This is a genomic window from Kutzneria buriramensis, assembly GCF_003387475.1.
In the GTDB taxonomy this organism is placed as follows: Bacteria; Actinomycetota; Actinomycetes; order Mycobacteriales; family Pseudonocardiaceae; genus Kutzneria; species Kutzneria buriramensis.
This window is the reverse complement of record NZ_QUNO01000010.1, coordinates 360,681-379,379: the sequence shown is the minus strand read 5'-3', so window position 1 is coordinate 379,379 and position 18,699 is coordinate 360,681. Positions and strand designations below refer to the sequence as shown.

Here is an 18,699-nt window from a genome sequence, read left to right as displayed (position 1 = left end):
CACAGCGCACGTGTTCTGACCGACGCACAAGCACGTGTGGAGGCGCGGTGACCACTCAGATTCGGCACGTATCGACGGCGACACCCGGCGTGGTCGCCGGGCTGGGCGCGCAGCTGGTCCTGCTGACGCTGCTGTGGGCGGCGCTGCGCATCGGCCCCAGCGCGCTGGCCGCCGGCACCGCCTGTGCCGTCGTGACGTGTGCAACCCTCGGTTACGCACTGCACCGCTCCCGGGCCCGGACCTTCGGCCAGGCCAACTGGGTCACCCTGTTCCGAGCGACGCTGGTCGGCGGCATCACCGCCCTCGTCGCCGACAGCCTGGTCCACGGCCCCGCGCTGGCGTTGATCGTCGCGCTGTCGATCGTCGCGCTCATCCTGGACGGCGTCGACGGCCACGTCGCCCGCCGCACCGGCACCGCCACCGCCGTCGGCGCGCGCTTCGACATGGAGGTCGACGCCTTCCTGATCCTGGTGCTGAGCGTGTTCGTCGCCGCCTCGCTCGGCCCGTGGGTGCTGCTCATCGGCGCGATGCGGTACGTGTTCGTCGCCGCCGGCTGGTTCATGCCCTGGCTGAAGGGCTCGCTGCCGCCGAGCTTCGCCCGCAAGACCGTCGCCGCCGCCCAGGGCGTGCTGTTGGTCGTCGCCAGTTCCGGTCTGCTGCCGACCGCCGGCTCGATCGCCGTGGTCGCGCTGGCGCTGGCCTCGCTGGTGTGGTCGTTCGGCCGCGACGTCATCTGGTTGTGGCGCAACCGAACCGCGTAATCCCTTACCTCGCGGGTAATCGCCTCGCCTCCTCGGCTCGCCTACCGTCGACGGCGTACCGAGGAGGCGAGAACCATGGGAAAGCATCGCTTGCTGCGCCTGGTGTTGAAGATGGATCAGGCCGGATCCGCCGGCTACATCGTGGTCGCGCTGCTGACCGCCCCGATCGTGGCGATCATCAGCCCGCTGCGGCACCTGATGTGGTTGGTGGGCCTGCTGCTCGGCGTCTCCGGGCTCGCGCTGGGGCTGCTCGGTTTCCTGATGGCGTGGGGTCTCACCGTCACGATGGCGCGCGGCGAGGAAGTGCCCGACCACGTCTGGAAATTCGTGCGCATGCTACCGAAGTCGTAGCCGAACCATCTTCGGCAGCCCGGCGACCACCCGCTCGTAGGAGTGCTCGATCATCTCCTCCACCTGCTCCGGCGGCACGCTGCCGTCGAGCAGCACCGTGATCCAGTGCTTCTTGTTCAGGTGGTAGCCGGGTGTCACGGCGTCGTACTGCTGCCGCAGATATGTGCCCCGGTTCGGCTCGCACTTCAGCGACACCGACGGCGGTTTCCCGTTGGGCGCCACCAGCGCGAACATCTTGCCCTCGACCTTGTACACGTCCACGCCCGGCCCGAACGGGTTCTCCACAGTGGCCTGCGGGAAATCCAGCGCGCAGGCGGCGACCTCCGCCGGCGTCACGCGACGTCCCAGCGGACATGCACGCCCTCGGGCTTGCGAAAGACCAAACCCGTCGCGGCGGACGGCGATGTCAACGAAATGCCCGGCAGGCGGTCCAGCACCGTCTCGACGGCCACCCGCGTCTCCAACCGAGCCAGATCGATGCCCAGGCAGAAGTGCGGGCCGTGCGCAAATGCCAGCTGCTTACGGAGATTCGGCCGCCGTAGGTCGAAGACGTCCGGGTTCTCGAACACCGCCGGATCCCGGTTGGCCGCCGTCAGTGACACCGTCACGAGATCGCCGCGGGCGATGTTGGCCCCGCCCAGCTCCACGTCGCGCGTCGCGTACCGGTCGACCACCGCCGCCGCCGGCTCCAGCCGCAAAGATTCCTCGACGGCGTCCGGCACGAGGCTCCGATCCGCCTGCACCAGGTCCATTTGGGACGGATCGGTCAGCAGGTGCAGCAGCACGTTGGCGATCATGCCCTCCGTCGTCTCGATGCCGCCGAACATCAGCACCGCCGCGTTGGACACCACCTCCGGCAGCGCCAACGCGTCCGCGGCGTCGGTCAACAGCGAAGGGTCATGCCGCGCCACCGAGCCCTCGATGTGGGCCCGCAGCTCGCCGAACGCCTCCGCGCCGGCGGTTCCCGGCGAGCGTCCGGCCGAGATGTCGGCCACCGCGGACACGATCGCGTCGTACCAGGCGAGCACCTGCTTGGCGTCGGCGCCGTCCAGGCCCAGTGCGTCGGCCACGACCGCGACCGCCAGCGGACCGGCCAGCGCCCGCCGCAACTCCGCGCTGCCGTCGGCCGCGAACCCGTCGACCAGCCGGGCGGCCTCTGCTCGCACGGCGTCGCCGAACCGTTCCTCGATCTCCCGGGGCCGGAACTGTCGGTTGAACGGCGCTCGGTGCCGGGCGTGCTCGTCGGCGTCCAGCGACAGCATCGACGGCCCGACCACCCGCGCCGTCGAGAAACGGGGGTCGTCCACCGTGAAGGTCGCCGCGTCGCGCATCACCTGCAACGCCAGTTCGTGCCGCGTCACCAGCCAGCCGTCCAACGCCGGCAGCCACGACACCGGTTCGCTCGTCCGCAACCGCGCCAACAGCGGATGGGGATCCGCCGTGAGCTCGTCCACCGTCGCCTTGCCGCCCACAGGAAACACGTCACGAGCCTACGCGCCCGGTCCGACACGGTCTGGTGACACATGCTAGCTTTTGGTGGCACACAGTGAACGGGGAACACGGCGATGCAGAATGAAGTATGGCCGCAGGTCGCCGGTGCGATCGGGCTTTTCGTCCTGCTCACCACGGTGATCACGGTGACGGTCTGGCAGCTCTCCGCCACCTCGCGGGCCAAGGTGCTGGCCGGTCGCGAGGACGCCTACCGCGAGCTGGCCACCTCGGCGGTGACCGCGCAGGACGGCGCCACACGGCAGATCGCCGAGTTGAAGGAGCAGCTGGCGGCGATGGACGCCAAGCTCCGGTCGATCGAGCACGTGCTCAAGGACGTGGAGTAGCGCCTAGGCTGACCGCCGTGGAGATCTGGATCAACCCCGCGTGCTCGAAGTGCCGGTCGGCGCTGTCCATCCTGGACGAGGCCGGCGCCGACTACACGGTCCGCCGCTACCTCGACGACCCGCCGACCGAGGCCGAGCTGGTCGCGGTGCTCGAACGGCTCGGCCTCGAACCGTGGGACATCGCCCGCACGGGGGAGAAGATCGCCGCCGAGCTCGGTCTCAAGACGTGGGAGAAGTCCGAGGCGACCCGGGACCGGTGGATCACGGCGCTGGCCGAGCATCCGATCCTGATCCAGCGCCCGATCATCACCGCGGACGACGGCCCTGCGGTCGTCGCCCGCACCGAGGACGCCGTCCGCTCCGTGCTCGACTAGCGGATCACCCCGCGCCCCGGGATCAGCGGCAGGTCGAGCGCCGACACCAGCCTCGGCGGCAGCTCGTCCAGGTACGGCACGGCGTTCACCGCCCGCATCCCGGTGGCCAGGCAGCCGCCGAGCACGGCGTCGCCGTCGACCTCGTGCCGGAAGGCGGTCTCCTGGGTGATCTCGGGGCTGCCCTTGATGATGATCCGGTACGCGTCGTTGTCCACCGACGCCGCCCGCACCCAGTCCGGCGCGGCGGCGTTGGTGATCCGGTTGACGTGCTCGATGACGATCCGGGCCTGGTCGCCGACCCAGCCGCGGATCTCGAACCGCACCGCCGCGCAGTTGCCGGCCTCGATCACCCCGTGCTGGTACGGAATCCGCTCCGGGGCCGCCCACTTCTCGTAGACGGTGTCGATGCGGTCCAGCTTCACGCCGACCGCGTCGGCGATCATCGGAATGGTGTGCCCCCATGCGAAGATCAGGACCTCGGGGTACTCCAGCACGGCCTTCTCCTCGACCGGCAGCCCGAAACCCATGACCTTGCCGTAGTCGCCGGCGTAGCTGGCGTAGTCGACGAGCTCCTGGATCCGCACGCTGTCGACCCGCCCGCACACGCCCATCAGCGTCAGCGGGAACAGGTCGTTGGCGAAGCCCGGGTCGATTCCCGTGGTGAAGCAGGACTTTCCGGACTCCGCGCAGGCCTTCTCCAGCTCGGCCCGCAGCTCCGGCGGGCAGACGTCGGGATAGACCAGGGGAGTCATCGCCGTGGACACGACGTGCTTGCCGGATCGCAGCGCCAGCACCATGTTCTGGATGTTCTGCACGGCGTACTCGGCGGTCGGCCCGAAGTAGGCGACGGCGTCCGCCTCGATGTCCAAACCGGCTCGGACGTCCGTGCTCGCCCTGATGCCGCAGGGCTTCGCGCCGATGAGCTCGCCGGCGTCCACGCCGTCCTTGGCCGGGTCGTGCACGATCACGCCGGCCAGTTCGAACTCGGGGTGGTCCAGCAGCTCGCGGATCACGAGCTTGCCGACGACCCCCGTGCCCCAGACGATCACCTTGTGCGCCATCGCGTTTCCCCTCAGCGGAAGTACTCGCCCCCGTTGACGAACAGGGTCTGGCCGGTCAGCATGCGCGCCCGGTCGGACGCGAAGAACACCGCCGCCTCGGCGACGTCGGCGTCCTGGGCGATCTCGCCGAGCGCCGTCTTGGCGTCGAGCCGGGCCTTCACCGCGTCCTCGGTGACGCCCTTGCTCTGCGCCTGCCACTTCACGTAGTTCTCCACCTGCGGGCCCCACATCCAGCCCGGCACCACCGAGTTGACCCGGATCTTGCGCCGTCCGAGCTCCCTGGCCAGCGAGAACATCGCGGCGTGCAGCGCGCCCTTGGAGGTGGCGTAGGCCGCCTGCGGCAGCGAGGGGCTGAACGCCGCCTGGGTGCCGATGATCACCACCGAGCCGCCCTTGACGGACAGCGCCGGCAGCGCGGCCTGGGTGAGCCGCATGGTGCCGATGACGTTGACGTCCAGCACCGCGCGCCAGAGGTCCAGGTCGGCTCCGTCGAGGCCGCCGAACGTGTCGTCCTTGGCGGCGACGTGGATGAGCGCGTCGATGCCGCCGAACTTCTCGACTGCGACGGAAACGAGGTTCTCGCACGCCGACGCGTCCGTGATGTCGGTGACCGCGTAGGCCACCCGGTCCGCGTCGATCTCCGCCGCCACCTTGGTCAGGTTGGATTCCGTGCGGGCGCCGAGGACCACGTTGGCCCCGTCCCGCGCCGCCGCGAGCGCTGTCTCGCGGCCGAGGCCGGCGCCGACCCCGGACACCACCACTGTCTTGCCGTCGAGGACCACCCGATTAACGTAACAGCGTGTTACGTTATTGACAATGACGGGAATGGAGCAGTCCGAGCGCGGCCGGGGACGCCCCCGCGACCAGGCCATCGACGCCGCGGCCCTGGCGGCCGCGCGCGAACTCCTGGTCGAGGTCGGCTGGGACCGGCTGTCGATGGTCGCGATCGCCGAGCGGGCCAACGTCGGCCGCCCGGCCCTCTACCGGCGCTGGCCGTCCAAGACGCACCTGGTGTTCGAGGCCGTCTTCGGCTGGCGCGACGCGCCCACCACCGTGCTCGACGCGACCGACTCGGGCGAGTGGGTCCGCGGGTCCTTCGCCTACACCGCCGAGCTTTTCGCCCGGCCGGAGGTCCGTGCCGCGCTGCCGGGCCTGCTGGCCTCGCTGCGCGACCATCCGGAGCTCCAGGCCGCGCTGTGGAAGGAGTTCGGCACGCCCGGCCTCGCCTCGCTGGAGGACCTGCTGCGTGCTGAGGGCCGTCCGCCGGTGGACGCCCAGGGCCTGATGATCCTCATCATCGGTGCGAGCATGGTCACATCGCTGCTCGGCAGCTCCCCGACGGTGACCGCCCGCCTGCCGGGCCTGGTGAGTCCGAAGTAGACGCACACAAACACGCACAGCACGACCGCAACACGATGACCGGCGACCATCACGCTGGTCGAAACCCACCACGATGGGGTCCGGGGCGCAGCCCCGGCGTGGGGGTGTGGGGGCCGGGCCCCACAAGGCATCCCAAGAGAAATGGCCCGGCGAGAGCATCGCCGGGCCATTTCGCGCGGGTGAGTGACGGGATTCGAACCCGCGACACCTGGGACCACAACCCAGTGCTCTACCGACTGAGCTACACCCACCATTGGACGTCTCCGTCGTTTCCGACGTCGACCTCCGTAAGGCTAGCGCACGCTCGCCGGAGCTCAAAAACGGGTTACCCCTGGCCGGCCTCACGGAGGATCTCCGCCGCCGCGGCCTGGGCCTGTTCGCTGGTCGGACCGGGTTGCGGCACGAATGCCGTGGCCCGGTAGTACGCCAGTTCGCGGATGGACTCGTGGATGTCGGCCAGCGCGCGATGGGCCAGGCCCTTGGTGGGCTGCGCGTAGTAGATGCGCGGGTACCAGCGCCGGCAGAGTTCCTTGATGCTGGACACGTCGACCATGCGGTAGTGCAGGTGGCCGTCGAGTTCGGGCATGTCGCGGGCGATGAAGCCGCGGTCGGTGGCGATCGAGTTGCCGGCCAGCGGTGTGGTCCGAGGGTCGGGCACCCACTGCCGGATGTACTCCAGCACCAGCTGCTCGGCCTGCTCGAGCGTGGTGGCGGAGCGGCGCACCTCGTCGGTGAGGCCCGAGCGGGCGTGCATGTCCCGCACCACGTCGGGCATCGCGCCCAGCGCCTCGTCGTCGGCGTGGATCACCACGTCGACGCCGTCTCCGAGCACGTTCAGGTCCGCGTCGGTGACCAGGGCGGCGATCTCGATGAGGGCGTCTTTGCCCAGGTCGAGCCCGGTCATCTCGCAGTCGATCCACACCAGACGATCAGTCACCCGCAGCAGCTTATCCCGACACGGTGCGTGTTCGTCTGAACGCGCGAGTTCAGGGCGTTCGGCCTAGTGTCTTCTCTGCCGTTCGGGTCATCGGGTCGGGAGGTCGGGGTGGACGCGTTCGAGGAGATCACCGCCGGGTACGCGACCGAGGGCGGTGCGCTGGAGCTGGGCTCGGCGGTGGTGGACGGCGCGGTCGGCACGGCGGCCCGGGTGCGGCTGCCGCTGGCGACGCTGAACCGCCACGGGCTGATCGCGGGCGCGACCGGCACCGGCAAGACGAAGACCCTCCAGCTGATGGCCGAGCAGCTGTCGGCGGCCGGGGTGCCGGTGGTGATGGCCGACGTGAAGGGTGACCTGTCGGGGCTGTCGCGGCCGGGTGCGGGCGGCGACAAGGTGTCCAAGCGGGCCACCGAGACGGGGGACGACTGGCAGGCGGCGGGCTTCCCGGTGCAGTTCCTGTCGCTGGGGGAGGGCGGCAGCGCGGTCCCGGTGCGGGCGACGATCACCAGCTTCGGCCCGATCCTGCTGTCGAAGGTGTTGGGGCTCAACGACACCCAGGAGTCCACGCTGGGGTTGATCTTCCACTGGGCCGACTCGCGCGGGCTGCCGCTGTTGGACACCAAGGACCTGCGCTCGGTGATCCAGCACCTGACCGACGACGAGGGCAAGGAGGACCTGAAGGGCCTGGGCGGGGTGTCCTCGGCGACGGCCGGCGTGATCCTGCGCGCGCTGCTGAACCTGGAGGCCAACGGCGGCGACACGTTCTTCGGCGAGCCCGAGCTGGATCCGGCCGACCTGATGCGCGTCGAGGACGGCAGGGGCGTGGTGAGCCTGCTCGAACTGTCCGAGCTGCAGGGCAATCCGGCGTTGTTCTCCACGTTCCTGATGTGGCTGCTGGCGGCGCTGTTCCACCAGCTGCCCGAGGAAGGCGACCTGGACAAGCCGAAGCTGGTGTTCTTCTTCGACGAGGCGCACCTGCTGTTCGCGGACGCGTCGAAGGCGTTCCTGGAGCAGATCGTGCAGACGGTGAAGCTGATCCGCTCCAAGGGCGTTGGCGTGTTCTTCTGCACGCAGCTGCCGACGGACGTGCCGAACTCCGTGCTGTCGCAGCTGGGCGCACGGGTGCAGCACGCGTTGCGGGCGTTCACGCCGGACGACCAGAAGGCGCTGGCGCAGACCGTGAAGACGTATCCGACGACGCCGCACTACGACCTGGGCAAGGCGTTGACGACGCTCGGCATCGGCGAGGCGATCGTGACGGTGCTCAGCGAGCAGGGCGCTCCGACGCCGGTCGCCTGGACCCGGCTGCGGCCGCCGCGCTCGCTGATGGCCTCGATCGGCGTGGACGCCGTGAAGCAGGCGGCGACTTCGTCGCCGTTGTACGGCAAGTACGGCCAGACCGTCGATCGGGAGTCGGCGTACGAGATGCTGCTGGCCAAGGTGGCCCCGCCGGCCGAGGACGCGCCGGCGGCGGAAGCCGAGCGGCCGCACCGCAACGAGGCCGACGATTCGGGTCTGATCGGCCAGGTGCTGGGCAATCCCGCGGTGAAGTCGTTCCTGCGCTCGGCCGGCTCCGCGCTGGGCCGGGAGATCACCCGAGGCATCTTCGGCACCGGCCGACGGCGCTGAATGTCCGCCACCTGCGTGAATTCCGGTGTCGAGTCGACATCGAGCCGAAACATCACCGTCCCTTTGCCGATTTAGCGTCCATGGTGGACGTCGACCCGGGAGGTGGGTGGGATGACCGAACCCTGTGCCGTATGCGGTGCGGAGCGGGCCAACTCTCCGTCGGACTACTTCTGCTCGGACCAGTGCCAGCGGGACTGGCATGCGCGCCAGGTGGTGCCGCTGGTCAGTGACGTCGGCACCTGGCTGCCCTCGCAGCAGGCCCGGCCGGCTCAGAACTGGCGTGCCGCCTGATCCGTCAGATGGATTTGGTGCGGTAGGCGATGTTGAGGACGCGTTCGGCGAGTTTGGGCGCGACCGCATACCCGGCTGCCGCCAGCAGCCCGAACGGCCGGTCCACGGACTTCGGACGCCGGATCAGCGCACGCAGCACGAGCCGGGCGGCCTGTTCGGGCGTGGCCGCCGGCATCCGGTCGTAGATCCGGGTCGGGCCGATCATCGGCGTGCGCACCAGCGGCATGTGCACGGTGGTGAAGGTGATCCGGTCGCGCAGCGTCTCGGTCGCCGCCACCTGGCTGAACTCGTCCAGCGCGGCCTTGGACGCCAGGTAGGCCGCGAACCGCGGGGTGCGCGTCTGCACGCCCATCGACGAGATGTTCACGACGTGCCCGCCGCCGTTGGCCCGGAAGTGCGGCAGCAGCCCGAGGATCAGCCGGACCGGCGCGAAGTAGTTGATCGCCATCGTGCGCTCGAAGTCGTGATGGCGGTCCTGCGAGCGGTAGAGCGACCGCCGGATGGAGCGGCCGGCGTTGTTCACCAGCATGTCGACGGGCTGCTCGGCGAGCACGCGCTTGATCAGCGTGTCCACCGATTCGGCGTCGGTGAGGTCGCACGGATAGCTGTGCGCTTCGCCGCCGCGGGCCACGATCTGGTCGCGGACCTGCGCGAGCTCGTCGGCGCGGCGGGCGACCAGCAGCGGCACCGCGCCCAGGCCGGCGACCGCGAAGGCGGTGGCGCGGCCGATGCCGGAGGAGGCGCCGGTGATCAGGATGCGCTGGCCGTTGAGGATGTGTCGGTCGGCCAGCGGCGACGATCGGCTCATGGTCCGATGATGCCACTACCTACTCGTGAGTAGGTAGTGCTCGTGGCAGCATGCTGGCCATGGCGAGGTGGGGAGAGTTCCGGGCCAGGCCGTTCCATCTGGGTTTCGGCGCGCTTGCGATCGCATGCGCGGTGGTCAGCGCCGCGCTCATGGAGGACGCCACGCTGCGCGCCGGTTGGATCGTGTTGGGCATGGCCGGCCTGGTGTGGCTCGGCTTCGTCTCGTGGGCGCTGCTGCGTCAGCGCCGGCGCGGTTCCGGCGAGTAGATGCTCAGGCCGGGTCGGACGCCGTCACCACGGCGTCGCGCAGCGCTGCCCGCAGCCGGCCGACCTCGAGCGGCGCGAGCACGGCGGTCTCGCCCGGCGGCGCGACCAGCACCACATGGCCCTGGCTGACGAACACCGTGAGGTCACGGCGACGGCCCGCCACGTCCCGACAGGTCACCAACCATTCCTTGCGGTCAACCACGTCTTCCGCCTCCCAGCCCATCGGCGCGTCCCGGTCCTTCGTCGCGGCGCTCGCAGCGGTGTGACGCACCCCGGCCGACGACGTGACGCGGGTTTCGCGGCCAGATCGTGCAATTCCCCGTGGATGATCACGCCGTGCAGCGCCTAGCCTCGCACGACCGAGCCGCCGATTGTCACCTGGGAGGGTGATCAGGCACTCCTGCACGCACCGCTTACCACCGCTTTTACGGAGAAGGGCGGAAGCGGGCCGCGACCGTTCGGGCTACTCGCTCAGGCGACCGCCTCGGCGGCGGCCTCCGGCCGGACCGGGCTCGCCATGGTCGCCGCCGCGTCGCCGTCCTTGACGAACAGCGCCGCCACTGCCGCGGCGATCATCAGCCCGGCCGCCACCGCGAACGCCACGTGGTAGCCGACCAGGTGGCCGGGACCCGCGCCCGCCGCGGCGAGCACGCTGCCCAGCACCGCTACGCCGACGGCCGAGCCGGCCTGCCGGCCCGAGTTGTACAGCGTGGACGCGGCGCCCGTGCTGGCCCGCGGCACCTGCGCGAACGCGGCCGTCTGGGCGGGGTTGAAGTTGTTGGACATGCCCAGCCCCAGATAGAACATGATCAGCATGGCCAGCCACTGCGGGGTGGCCGGGCCGAGCAGCGTCAGCAGCATCATCGCGACGGCCGCGTTCACCACGCCGAGCACGATGTGCAACCGCGGGCCGAGCGTCGAGTACACCCGGCTGGCGATCTGGGTGCCGACCAGCACGCCGACCGCCTCGGGGAAGGTGGTCAGCCCGGTCTGCCACGCCGAGACGCCGAGGCCGGCCTGGTAGAGCAGCGGGAACACGAACAGCGTGCCGAGGAAGCCGGCCGTGGACACCAGTTGGACGACGTTGATCGTCCGGAACAGCCGGTCGGAGAACAGGCGCAGATCCAACATCGGCGAGGGCACCCGGAGCTCCACGAGCACGGTCGCGGTCAGCAGCAGCACGCCGAGCGCGCCGGTGATCAGGATCGAGGGCGAGCCCCAGCCGCGCGACGAGCCCTCGGTGAGCGCGTACATCAGCAGCGCGAAGCCGAAGCCGGAGAGCGCGAAGCCGGCCAGGTCGAACCTCCCGGCGCCCGGCTCGCGGTGCTCCTTGAGCAGGAACAGTCCGAACAGGAAGGTCAGGACGCCCACCGGCAGGTTGACGTAGAACACCCACCGCCAGGTCAGCGTGTCCACCAACAGGCCGCCGAGCACCGGACCCATCGCCGGCGCGACGGCCGTCGGCAGGATCAGCACGCGCATCGCGCGCATGCGCTCGGCCAGCGGGAACACCCGGTAGAGCATGGCCAGGCCGACAGGCGCGAGCATGCCGCCGCCCAGGCCCTGGAGCAGCCGGAACGCGACGAGCTGGGGGAGGGACTGGGCCAGGCCGCACAGCGCGGAGGCCACCGTGAAGATCGCCAGCGCGGTCAGGAACACCCGCTTGCTGCCGAAGCGGTCACCCAGCCAGCCGGACGCCGGGATCACCAGGGCGAGGCTGAGCAGGTAGCCGACCACCACCGCGTCGGCGTCGGCCGGGCTCACCCGGAACTGGCCGGCGATCGTCGGCAGCGCGACGTTGACGATGGTGGTGTCGAGGATGTTGACGAACAGCGCCGCGACGAAGACGACGCTGACGACGACCCTCGGGCTGAGCTGGCGTAACCCCACCGCACGGTCCCCTCATGGAATGTTTGCATGCGACAACGAAACATTCCAACAGGGGTGGACGGGAGGTTGTTCCTGGTTCCGGGGTGGTTTCAGCCCAGGTCGTACGGCATCAGGGTGGTGAGCGCGTCGTCCACACTGACCCACTGGTTCTCGGTGCCCGGCAGGACCAGGTCGTAGGTGCGGTCGAGGAAGTCGGCCAGCTCCTGGGCGGAGGCCTCGAACATGGCCAGGCCGGCCGGCGAGCTGACGACGAGGACCACCAGCTCGATGTCGTCCACTGCGGGACGGATGCGCACGTCGCCGGAGCCGGCCTCGGCGATCAGGCCGTCGGCGAGCAGGTCGCGGGCGAAGCACCACTCGACCCAGCCGGACGGGCCGGAGCGGAAGGCGGCGGTGACGGCGTACGGGTCGCGGGTGTCGTAGCGCAGTTCGACCTCGACCGGGACCGACGGTGCGTCCGGCACCAGAAGGTCCAGCACCGCCATCGAGCGGAGCGTCATGTGGTCGTTACGCATCGTGTTCACCCCTCGGCTTCCCGACACTCGTCCTGAGTCAACAGTGGCTGAGTCCTCTGGAGAACTTGTCCACGTTCACTCAATGTCGCCCCCAGGCGGAGTTGCCCGCTCAATCTGTCACTCATCCGGGTGGCGGTCCAGCGGTTTCGTCATTCACCGTACGAAAGTGTGGGGATATGACCTGAAAAGGGGAACGGTGTTGCCCCTCTTGTGACCACTTCCGGGTAGTGATGATCGCTACACGCACGAGCCGCCGGGGCCGGCGCCGCTCTCCTCGGGCACCGCCAACCGCAGCAGCACGCGCCGCAGCACCGCCTCCTCCTCCGCGCTCAAACCCTCGAGCACGGCCCGTTCGACCAGTTCCAGCTCGAGTCGGACCGCCGCCTGGACCTGACGACCCTTCTCTGTCAGTTCGGGGATACGCACCCGACGGTCGGTCGGATCAGGTCGACGGATGATCAGTTCCTGCTGCTCCATCCGGTCCAAGGTGGAGGTCATCGTCGTTTTGTCGAGACCGAGCCGATTGCCCAATGCAAGTTGCGTCTGCCGGTGCCCCTCGAGCAGCGCGGTCAACACGATGTGGCCGCGAATGCCGATCTCGCCCGCCTTGATCGCGTGACGCTCCATCGCCGCGCCCATCCGCTGGGCGGCGCGGTGCAGCAGCCAGTTCAGGTCGCTGCGCTCGCCGCAGGCGTCGGCGGCGGCGCAGACGTGCTGCGGCTCGGTCTCCACGGGCAAATCCTACGTGCCGCCGCCGGCCCGAGACGTTCTTGACTCAGAACATCTAGCTTCGTATGTTCTTAGTCGAGAACATCTCCGTCGAGAGGAACTGGCATGTCCGCCCTGCTGCACATCGACACGAGCGTCCGGCACGAGGGGTCCGTGTCCCGGGAGCTGTCCGCGGCCTTCGCCGACCACTGGCGGCGAGCCAACCCCGACGGCCGCTACACCTACCGCGACCTGGCCGAGAAGCCCGTGCCGCACCTCAACGGGCTGACCCTCGCCACCAAGATGGTCGCGCCCGCCGACTACACGCCCGAGCAGGCCGCCGACGCCGCCGTCAGCCAGGAGCTCGTCGACGAACTGCTCGCCGCCGACGTCGTGCTGCTCGGCGTGCCGATGTACAACTTCACGATCCCGTCCACACTCAAGGCGTGGCTTGACCGTGTGATCGGCCCGTCGACGACCGTCGACCGGCAGACCGGCGACGGACCGCTCGTCAACACCCGGGTTGTCGCCGCCGTCTCCAAGGGTGGCTCGTACGCCCCCGGCGCTCCGCGGGCCGACTTCGACCACCTCGAGCCGTACCTGCGGAAGGTGCTCAGCCAGGTCGGGCTCGACCGCAACCTCCAGTTCGTCACCGCCGAGTTCACCCTCGCGCACCTCGACCCGGCGCTCGCGTCCTTCCGTGACCATGCCGACGCCTCGCTGGCGGCCGCGCTCGAGTCCGCCCGGGAGCACGCACTCGCCAGTTAGGCCGTCCGGCGGTTCTCCGATCCGCGACACGCCGGTATAAGGCGGTGTCTCCGATGTGGCCCGCCCGCTGCCAGACTTGTCGGCGTTGCCTGGTCCGGCTTGCGGGAGGGTCACACGCGATGGTCGAACCGCTCGGAGACGTGCTCGATCGAGCTGCCAAGTTGAGTGCCTCCGGCCGGCGACGCAAAGCGGTTGCCCTGCTGCGCGGCATCGCTGCCAGCCATCCCGACAGTCCCGAGGTCTGGTGCCGGCTCGCCGCCGCGCTGCTGGACCGCGGCGACGCCACCGCCGCCCTGGCCGCCGCTCGCCGGGCAATGCCGCTCGGCGGGGACAAGGCGTGGGCGCACCGTCTCGCCAGCAAGGCGCTCAGTCGCCTCGACCGCCACGCCGACGCCGTCACCGCCGCTCGCCAGGCCGTGCGTCTGGAGCCCACCGACTGGCGGTGCCGCATCTCCCTCGCCGAGGCCTTCGGCGCCGCCGGCAGTTGGCCCGACGCCGTCGACGCCGCCGCCCAGGCCGTCCGTTACCAGCCCGACCATGTCCGCCCGTACCTCGTGCTGGGTGACGCCGCCCGTCGGACCGGCGACATCGTCACCGCCGAGCGTGCCTACCGCACCGCCCTGCGCCGCAAACCCGGCGACTCCCGCGTCCGCGCCGAACTGGCCCGACTCCGCCAACCCACGTCCCGGCGGTCGGCCGCCGTGAACTTCGCCGAAAACCCCGACTTCGTCGAAAACCAGAACTTCGACGCAAACCCCAACTTCGCCGCGACCCTCGATGTCGACCAACCCTCACTTTCCGGTCGACCGACACGTCCGTGGGCGCACCCGTGGACGGCTCGCCGATCAGCGGACCGCTCGCTCGCCCACCAACACGACCCCGACCAACCCGTTGCCTGGTCCGCCCCCGCCTGGTCCGCCCCCGACGGGTTCGCGATCGACCGACCCGTCGCCGACCGGTCCGCCTCCTGGTCACCCACCTCCTGGTCCGGCACTGACCGGCCTGTCGCCGGCTGGTCGGCACCGCGGTCATCCACCGCTTGGTCGGCGGCCGATCGGTCAACCGCCCACCGGGCGTTCGCCTCCGACAGGCAGGATCCTGGCCGCTTCACCCACGGCCGCGACCCCTCCTCGTTTTCGACCGTGGACCGCTCCACCCCCGACACCCCCGCCGACGACGGACACGCCCGCGGTCGAACTTCTGGTTTTCGTCGAAATCGAGGATTTCGTCGAACTTCTCGCGACGGTCGCGCTGCCGGCCGGCGGGCCACCGGGCGACATGCAGACGACGATCAGTTCACCAACGGCGGCCGCTCTCACGGCGGCCATCAGCCCGCCGCCGACCGTCATGCTGCCGACCGTCACAACACCGCCGACCGCCACGGCGCCAACCGGCCTGCGGCCAACCGTCGCGGTGTCGACCGACCCGCCGACCGACCGGGTGTCGACCGACCCGCCGGCAGCCGCGCTGTCGACCGCTCCGTGTCGCCCATCCCGGAGAGCCTGGCCTGGCGCGGCATCCGGCAACTGGCCATGACGCTGGTCATCGCCGACATGTTCCTGATGGTGGCCGGCCTGCCGAAGCCGACGCCGGTGCTGGCCTGGCTGGGCTTCGCCATCCCGTGTGTGGTCGTGGTGCTGGCGTTCGTCGAACTGGTCCGGGTGCCGGCGGGCAGCCGGCTCGCCGTGCTGGCCATGCCGCTACGTCGTCCGGTGATCGGACTTTCGTGTGTGTTGCTCGCGTTGTCCACGGCCCTGGTGCTGCTGTGGGCGATGCTCGACCGGGCCAACGCCGGCACCATGGAACCGCTGGTCTTCGCGCTGGTCTGTGCGGTGTGCGCGGGCGCGGTGTCGCTGGTCAACGAGTCGTAGCCGGTCCGGACAAGCGCCGGACAAGCGGCGCGTCAGCCGGTGGCGGCAGCATTCGGGGCGGATCAGTGGTGCTTGTCCGCGCCGGAGGTGGGGGTCGTGAGCGGCTTGGGTCTCGACGCTGTGGCCGAGACCGTCTATGTGACGGCGCTGACGCGCGTCAGATGGCGGATCGCGGAGCTGGCGCGCCGGCTCGACTTGGGCGACGGCCAATTCGCCACCGTCGTCGACCAACTCCGCGCCGACGGTCTGCTCGTCGCCTCCGCCGAGGAGAGCGGCGCCGTTCGTGCCGTGGATCCGGCGTTGGCGCTGCCGGCGCTTGCCGCGAGCCGGGTGTGGGGGCTCAGCGCCGGCGACGTACGACCACAGGCGTTGTCCATCGCCCAGCTCATCGCCGCTTACCAGCCGCCCGGCCCAGACCGTATCCGTGGACTGGACGAGATGAACTCGTTCGCCGAACATCTCGTCGCCAACGCCCGCCGCGAGGTCGTCATGCTCAGCGGCCAGCACCGGACCGGCTCGTACGAGTTCTCCGTTCCCCTGGCCGAGGCAGTGCTGCGCCGCCGGGCCCAACTCCGGCTGGTCTGGCGAAGTGACCTGATCCGCACGCCGAGCGTCGCCGCGCACGCGACGTGGCTGCGTATCCGCGGTGCCGCGCCTCGGATCGTGCCGACGTTGCCGACCACCATGCTGCTCGTCGACCGGTCGGTTGCCATGGTCGTCCACGGCGACGACGCCGTCGTCAACCGAACCGCATCCGCCGTCGCGCCGCTCTGCGTCCTCGCCGATCAGATCTGGGGCAAGGGCAGCCCGGGTGCGCGCCGCCAGGTGTCGCCGGACCACACACTGGCCGACCAGACGCCGCGCCACCACAAGGTGCTCCGCCTGCTCGCGGACGGCCTCACCGACGACGCCATCGCCCGCCAGGTCGGGGTCAGCGTCCGGACCGTCCGCAACGACATGGCCGCCGCCATGCTCAGCCTCGACGCGCGCAGCCGGTTCCAGGCCGGCGTCAGGGCCGCCCAGCTGGGTCTGCTCTGAACGGGAACGTCGCCCGCCGACGCCACCGCTCGCCGTCGGAGTAGACCAACCACGCCTCGGCAAGTCGGTCGCGGACCGGAAGTTCGCCGAAAAGCTCGTTTTCGACGAACTTCTGGATTTCGTCGGAGACGTCCATCGCGACGGTCACGTGCGGCTGGATGTCGTCGCCGAACTCGCCGCCGTACGGCGGGTAGTCCGGCCACCGACCGGCCACCCGCCGGGTGAGGGCACGGAACGGCGCCTCCGGTTCGGGGCGCAGGTAGAGGACCGTCGGAAAGCGACCGAACTCCGCGAGCCGGACGTCGATCGGCGGGGTGTCGGCGAAGATGGCGGCCAGGTCGCACTCGTCCTGATCTGTCATCCGGTCCACCGGCAGCCAGGGGAACAGCACCGTCACGTGCGCTTCGACCACCCGCTGCGGCACACCCGGCCGGTCCAGGAGCTGCTCCGCCGCCAGCACGGGAATGATCACGCCGGTGGCGCCGACAGTCAACGTCATGGCCGTATTGTCGGGGGAATGCGCCAGGACCAGCATGGAATTTCGGTGCACGCCGCGACTGCCACCGCGGTCGACGAACTCGACGGTGCAGTCGACTCGCTGTTGCACTTCCGCACCGACGTCGGCGAGCGGTCCGAGCGTGCGGTCACAGAGGACCCGCAGCAGCCCACCGCCAACGCTATGCGCGTCTACCTGGCCGTGCTCAGCACCGATCCGAAGTTCGTGCCGCCGGTCGCCGCCGATTTCGCCGAATTCCGCCGGCGCGTCGGCGACCTCACCGACGGTGAACGCCTCCACGTCGAAGCGGCCGCCAAGCTGCTCGACGGCGACCTCATCACCGCCGGCGCGCTGCTCGCCGACCTGACTGCCGATCAACCGCGCGACGCCCTCGCGCTGGCCGTCGGCCACCAGCTCGACTTCCTCACCGGCAACGCCACGTCGCTGCGAGACCGCATCGGCGCCGCACTGCCGGCCTGGAGTCCGGCCGACCCGCACTACGCCAACCTGCTCGGCATGTACGCGTTCGGCCTGGAGGAGTGCGGACATTGGGAGCTGGCCGAACACACCGGCCTGCGCGCGATGGAACTCGACGCCGCCGACGTCTGGAGCGTGCATGCCGTCGGCCACACCCACGAGATGCGCGCCACCTTCGACATCGGCATCGCGATGCTCGACCGCCGCCGACCCGATTGGGACCGCACCAACCTGCTGCGTGTGCACATCTGGTGGCACTACTGCCTGTTCCTGCTGGAGGCCGGCCGCTACCGCGAGGCGCTCGACGTCTACGACGAACGACTCGCGCCGACCGACGAGTCCAGCATCACCGAAGCGGTCAACGCCGCCAGCCTCATGTGGCGGCTGCACCTGCTCGGTGAGGACGCCGGCGACCGATGGGCCAAGCTCGCCGCGACCTGGCCGCCCCGCATGACCATTCCGTTCAACGCCTTCAACGACATGCATGCGGTCATGTCGTACGTCGGCGCCGGCGAGGACAATCTCGCCGCCGACCTCATCGCCGACCGCCGCCGCTACGTCGCCGAAGCCGGGCCGGCGACGAACGTCGCCATGACCGCCCGGATCGGCCTGCCCATTTGTGAAGCATTGCTCGCGTTCGGCCGCGGCCGGTTTGCCGAGGCCGTCGACCTGCTGTGGCCCATCCGCCGGTACGTGCACGAGTTCGGCGGCAGCCACGCTCAGCGGGACGTCATGCAGCGCACGCTCGTCGAGGCGGCCCTCCGCGCCGGCCGCAGTGCGCAGGCCCGGGTGCTGGTCGGGGAGCGGATCAGCGTCCGACCCGACTCCCCGTACAACCAGCTCAAGTTCCGTCAGCTGACTGGTGGTTGATCAATGTGGTGCCGGATCTCCAGCATCGTGCAGCCGTCTACCGTCCGGTACGGGCCGTGCGGCATGCCCGGCTGCCGCGAGGCGAAGTACCCCGCGCCGAATGTCCGGTCGAGCGTGATGTCGTGAAGTGAGCCTTCGAGCAGGAGAACCTCCTCGAAGTAGTCGTGCCGGATCACGCCCGACGTCTCGGTGCCCGCGGCCCACCTCGCGATGCGCGTGCCGACCGAGCCGTCCGACTCCCGGCTCAACACCCGTTCGGTGATGCCCGCCGCGGTCGGGTCCGGCCGCCACGGCACCGCCTCGACGTCGAAGAACTCCCGTTCGTCCTTCATCCGACCTCCAAAACCCGTTGCCGACCTGGGCGCTGCCCGAT

The 18,699-nt window shown here is 70.1% G+C and carries 25 protein-coding genes, 1 tRNA gene and 1 pseudogene; 13 read left to right on the top strand and 14 right to left on the bottom strand.

What is annotated here, in order from left to right; translation table 11 throughout:
- The first annotated feature begins 47 nt into the window (after positions 1 to 47).
- Positions 48 to 761 carry a CDP-alcohol phosphatidyltransferase family protein gene (locus BCF44_RS29540; RefSeq protein WP_116177655.1) on the top strand — a complete coding sequence of 238 codons (714 nt, stop codon included), beginning with the start codon at positions 48 to 50 and terminating at the stop codon, positions 759 to 761.
- Positions 762 to 836: 75 nt separating this feature from the next.
- A complete protein-coding gene (locus tag BCF44_RS29535) occupies positions 837 to 1,112 on the top strand; it encodes a hypothetical protein (protein WP_116177654.1) in 276 nt (91 codons plus the stop codon).
- Here BCF44_RS29535 and BCF44_RS29530 read toward each other — a convergent pair.
- Positions 1,098 to 1,448 (bottom strand): MmcQ/YjbR family DNA-binding protein, encoded by a 351-nt coding sequence (locus BCF44_RS29530; RefSeq protein WP_116177653.1) that lies wholly within the window; start codon positions 1,446 to 1,448, stop codon positions 1,098 to 1,100. The two genes, BCF44_RS29535 and BCF44_RS29530, sit on opposite strands and share 15 nt — an antisense overlap.
- Positions 1,445 to 2,593: a cytochrome P450 gene (locus tag BCF44_RS29525; protein ID WP_211353278.1), complete on the bottom strand. Its 1,149-nt coding sequence runs from the start codon at positions 2,591 to 2,593 to the stop codon at positions 1,445 to 1,447. The genes BCF44_RS29530 and BCF44_RS29525 overlap by 4 nt, the downstream gene beginning before the upstream one ends.
- An 84-nt stretch (positions 2,594 to 2,677) precedes the next feature.
- Between BCF44_RS29525 and BCF44_RS29520 the strand changes: the two genes are divergently transcribed.
- A complete protein-coding gene (locus BCF44_RS29520) occupies positions 2,678 to 2,947 on the top strand; it encodes a hypothetical protein (protein ID WP_116177652.1) in 270 nt (89 codons plus the stop codon).
- Between the two features lie 17 nt (positions 2,948 to 2,964).
- Positions 2,965 to 3,321 (top strand): arsenate reductase family protein, encoded by a 357-nt coding sequence (locus BCF44_RS29515; protein ID WP_116177651.1) that lies wholly within the window; start codon positions 2,965 to 2,967, stop codon positions 3,319 to 3,321.
- On the opposite strand, the gene BCF44_RS29510 is transcribed toward BCF44_RS29515, so the two are convergent.
- Together BCF44_RS29510 and BCF44_RS29505 are read right to left on the bottom strand one after the other, a co-directional pair.
- The gene (locus BCF44_RS29510) at positions 3,318 to 4,382 is read right to left on the bottom strand and encodes an NAD(P)H-dependent amine dehydrogenase family protein (protein WP_116177650.1); all 1,065 of its coding nucleotides are present in this window, start codon (positions 4,380 to 4,382) and stop codon (positions 3,318 to 3,320) included. The genes BCF44_RS29515 and BCF44_RS29510 overlap by 4 nt on opposite strands.
- An 11-nt stretch (positions 4,383 to 4,393) precedes the next feature.
- Positions 4,394 to 5,164, bottom strand: a complete 771-nt coding sequence (locus BCF44_RS29505; protein WP_211353277.1) for an SDR family oxidoreductase — start codon at positions 5,162 to 5,164, stop codon at positions 4,394 to 4,396.
- A 34-nt stretch (positions 5,165 to 5,198) separates the two neighbouring features.
- Between BCF44_RS29505 and BCF44_RS29500 the strand changes: the two genes are divergently transcribed.
- Complete coding sequence (locus tag BCF44_RS29500; protein WP_211353276.1) at positions 5,199 to 5,762, top strand: TetR/AcrR family transcriptional regulator; 564 nt, start codon at positions 5,199 to 5,201, stop codon at positions 5,760 to 5,762.
- Positions 5,763 to 5,940: 178 nt separating this feature from the next.
- Here BCF44_RS29500 and BCF44_RS29495 read toward each other — a convergent pair.
- Both BCF44_RS29495 and orn read right to left on the bottom strand, forming a co-directional pair.
- Positions 5,941 to 6,013: transfer RNA gene (locus BCF44_RS29495), tRNA-His, on the bottom strand.
- A gap of 74 nt (positions 6,014 to 6,087) precedes the next feature.
- Positions 6,088 to 6,699 carry an oligoribonuclease gene (gene orn / locus BCF44_RS29490; RefSeq protein WP_116177647.1) on the bottom strand — a complete coding sequence of 204 codons (612 nt, stop codon included), beginning with the start codon at positions 6,697 to 6,699 and terminating at the stop codon, positions 6,088 to 6,090.
- Between the two features lie 108 nt (positions 6,700 to 6,807).
- Between orn and BCF44_RS29485 the strand changes: the two genes are divergently transcribed.
- Together BCF44_RS29485 and BCF44_RS29480 are read left to right on the top strand one after the other, a co-directional pair.
- Positions 6,808 to 8,328: a helicase HerA-like domain-containing protein gene (locus BCF44_RS29485; RefSeq protein WP_116177646.1), complete on the top strand. Its 1,521-nt coding sequence runs from the start codon at positions 6,808 to 6,810 to the stop codon at positions 8,326 to 8,328.
- A 111-nt stretch (positions 8,329 to 8,439) separates the two neighbouring features.
- A complete protein-coding gene (locus BCF44_RS29480; RefSeq protein ID WP_116177645.1) occupies positions 8,440 to 8,619 on the top strand; it encodes a hypothetical protein in 180 nt (59 codons plus the stop codon).
- A 4-nt stretch (positions 8,620 to 8,623) separates the two neighbouring features.
- Here the strand turns inward: BCF44_RS29480 and BCF44_RS29475 are convergent, their stop codons facing one another.
- Positions 8,624 to 9,427 (bottom strand): SDR family NAD(P)-dependent oxidoreductase, encoded by an 804-nt coding sequence (locus BCF44_RS29475; RefSeq protein ID WP_116177644.1) that lies wholly within the window; start codon positions 9,425 to 9,427, stop codon positions 8,624 to 8,626.
- Between the two features lie 59 nt (positions 9,428 to 9,486).
- Here BCF44_RS29475 and BCF44_RS29470 point away from each other — a divergent pair, with 59 nt between their 5' ends.
- Positions 9,487 to 9,693, top strand: coding sequence for a hypothetical protein (locus tag BCF44_RS29470; RefSeq protein ID WP_147328683.1), 207 nt, complete (start codon positions 9,487 to 9,489; stop codon positions 9,691 to 9,693).
- 4 nt (positions 9,694 to 9,697) lie between these two features.
- On the opposite strand, the gene BCF44_RS29465 is transcribed toward BCF44_RS29470, so the two are convergent.
- From BCF44_RS29465 to BCF44_RS29450, 4 genes are all read right to left on the bottom strand, one after another.
- Complete coding sequence (locus tag BCF44_RS29465) at positions 9,698 to 9,916, bottom strand: hypothetical protein (protein ID WP_211353287.1); 219 nt, start codon at positions 9,914 to 9,916, stop codon at positions 9,698 to 9,700.
- A gap of 248 nt (positions 9,917 to 10,164) precedes the next feature.
- Positions 10,165 to 11,583, bottom strand: a complete 1,419-nt coding sequence (locus BCF44_RS29460; protein ID WP_116177642.1) for a DHA2 family efflux MFS transporter permease subunit — start codon at positions 11,581 to 11,583, stop codon at positions 10,165 to 10,167.
- An 89-nt stretch (positions 11,584 to 11,672) separates the two neighbouring features.
- Positions 11,673 to 12,098 (bottom strand): SsgA family sporulation/cell division regulator, encoded by a 426-nt coding sequence (locus BCF44_RS29455; protein ID WP_116177746.1) that lies wholly within the window; start codon positions 12,096 to 12,098, stop codon positions 11,673 to 11,675.
- A gap of 237 nt (positions 12,099 to 12,335) precedes the next feature.
- Positions 12,336 to 12,830, bottom strand: coding sequence for a MarR family winged helix-turn-helix transcriptional regulator (locus BCF44_RS29450; protein WP_246015696.1), 495 nt, complete (start codon positions 12,828 to 12,830; stop codon positions 12,336 to 12,338).
- A 102-nt stretch (positions 12,831 to 12,932) separates the two neighbouring features.
- Between BCF44_RS29450 and BCF44_RS29445 the strand changes: the two genes are divergently transcribed.
- Positions 12,933 to 13,574 (top strand): FMN-dependent NADH-azoreductase, encoded by a 642-nt coding sequence (locus BCF44_RS29445; RefSeq protein ID WP_116177641.1) that lies wholly within the window; start codon positions 12,933 to 12,935, stop codon positions 13,572 to 13,574.
- Between the two features lie 53 nt (positions 13,575 to 13,627).
- Positions 13,628 to 14,155: pseudogene (locus BCF44_RS59320) on the top strand (tetratricopeptide repeat protein); the annotation flags it as partial.
- A gap of 477 nt (positions 14,156 to 14,632) precedes the next feature.
- Here BCF44_RS59320 and BCF44_RS57860 read toward each other — a convergent pair.
- Positions 14,633 to 14,956 carry a hypothetical protein gene (locus BCF44_RS57860; RefSeq protein WP_246015692.1) on the bottom strand — a complete coding sequence of 108 codons (324 nt, stop codon included), beginning with the start codon at positions 14,954 to 14,956 and terminating at the stop codon, positions 14,633 to 14,635.
- A 99-nt stretch (positions 14,957 to 15,055) separates the two neighbouring features.
- On the opposite strand from BCF44_RS57860, the gene BCF44_RS57855 reads away from it, so the two are divergent.
- Positions 15,056 to 15,445, top strand: a complete 390-nt coding sequence (locus tag BCF44_RS57855; RefSeq protein ID WP_246015689.1) for a hypothetical protein — start codon at positions 15,056 to 15,058, stop codon at positions 15,443 to 15,445.
- 96 nt (positions 15,446 to 15,541) lie between these two features.
- A complete protein-coding gene (locus tag BCF44_RS29435; RefSeq protein ID WP_147328682.1) occupies positions 15,542 to 16,483 on the top strand; it encodes a helix-turn-helix transcriptional regulator in 942 nt (313 codons plus the stop codon).
- Here the strand turns inward: BCF44_RS29435 and BCF44_RS55735 are convergent.
- A complete protein-coding gene (locus BCF44_RS55735) occupies positions 16,455 to 16,982 on the bottom strand; it encodes a 2'-5' RNA ligase family protein (protein WP_170217813.1) in 528 nt (175 codons plus the stop codon). The two genes, BCF44_RS29435 and BCF44_RS55735, sit on opposite strands and share 29 nt — an antisense overlap.
- A 45-nt stretch (positions 16,983 to 17,027) precedes the next feature.
- Between BCF44_RS55735 and BCF44_RS55730 the strand changes: the two genes are divergently transcribed.
- Complete coding sequence (locus BCF44_RS55730) at positions 17,028 to 18,326, top strand: tetratricopeptide repeat protein (protein ID WP_170217812.1); 1,299 nt, start codon at positions 17,028 to 17,030, stop codon at positions 18,324 to 18,326.
- On the opposite strand, the gene BCF44_RS29420 is transcribed toward BCF44_RS55730, so the two are convergent.
- A complete protein-coding gene (locus BCF44_RS29420) occupies positions 18,308 to 18,658 on the bottom strand; it encodes a cupin domain-containing protein (protein WP_116177636.1) in 351 nt (116 codons plus the stop codon). The genes BCF44_RS55730 and BCF44_RS29420 overlap by 19 nt on opposite strands.
- Between the last annotated feature and the right edge of the window lie 41 nt (positions 18,659 to 18,699).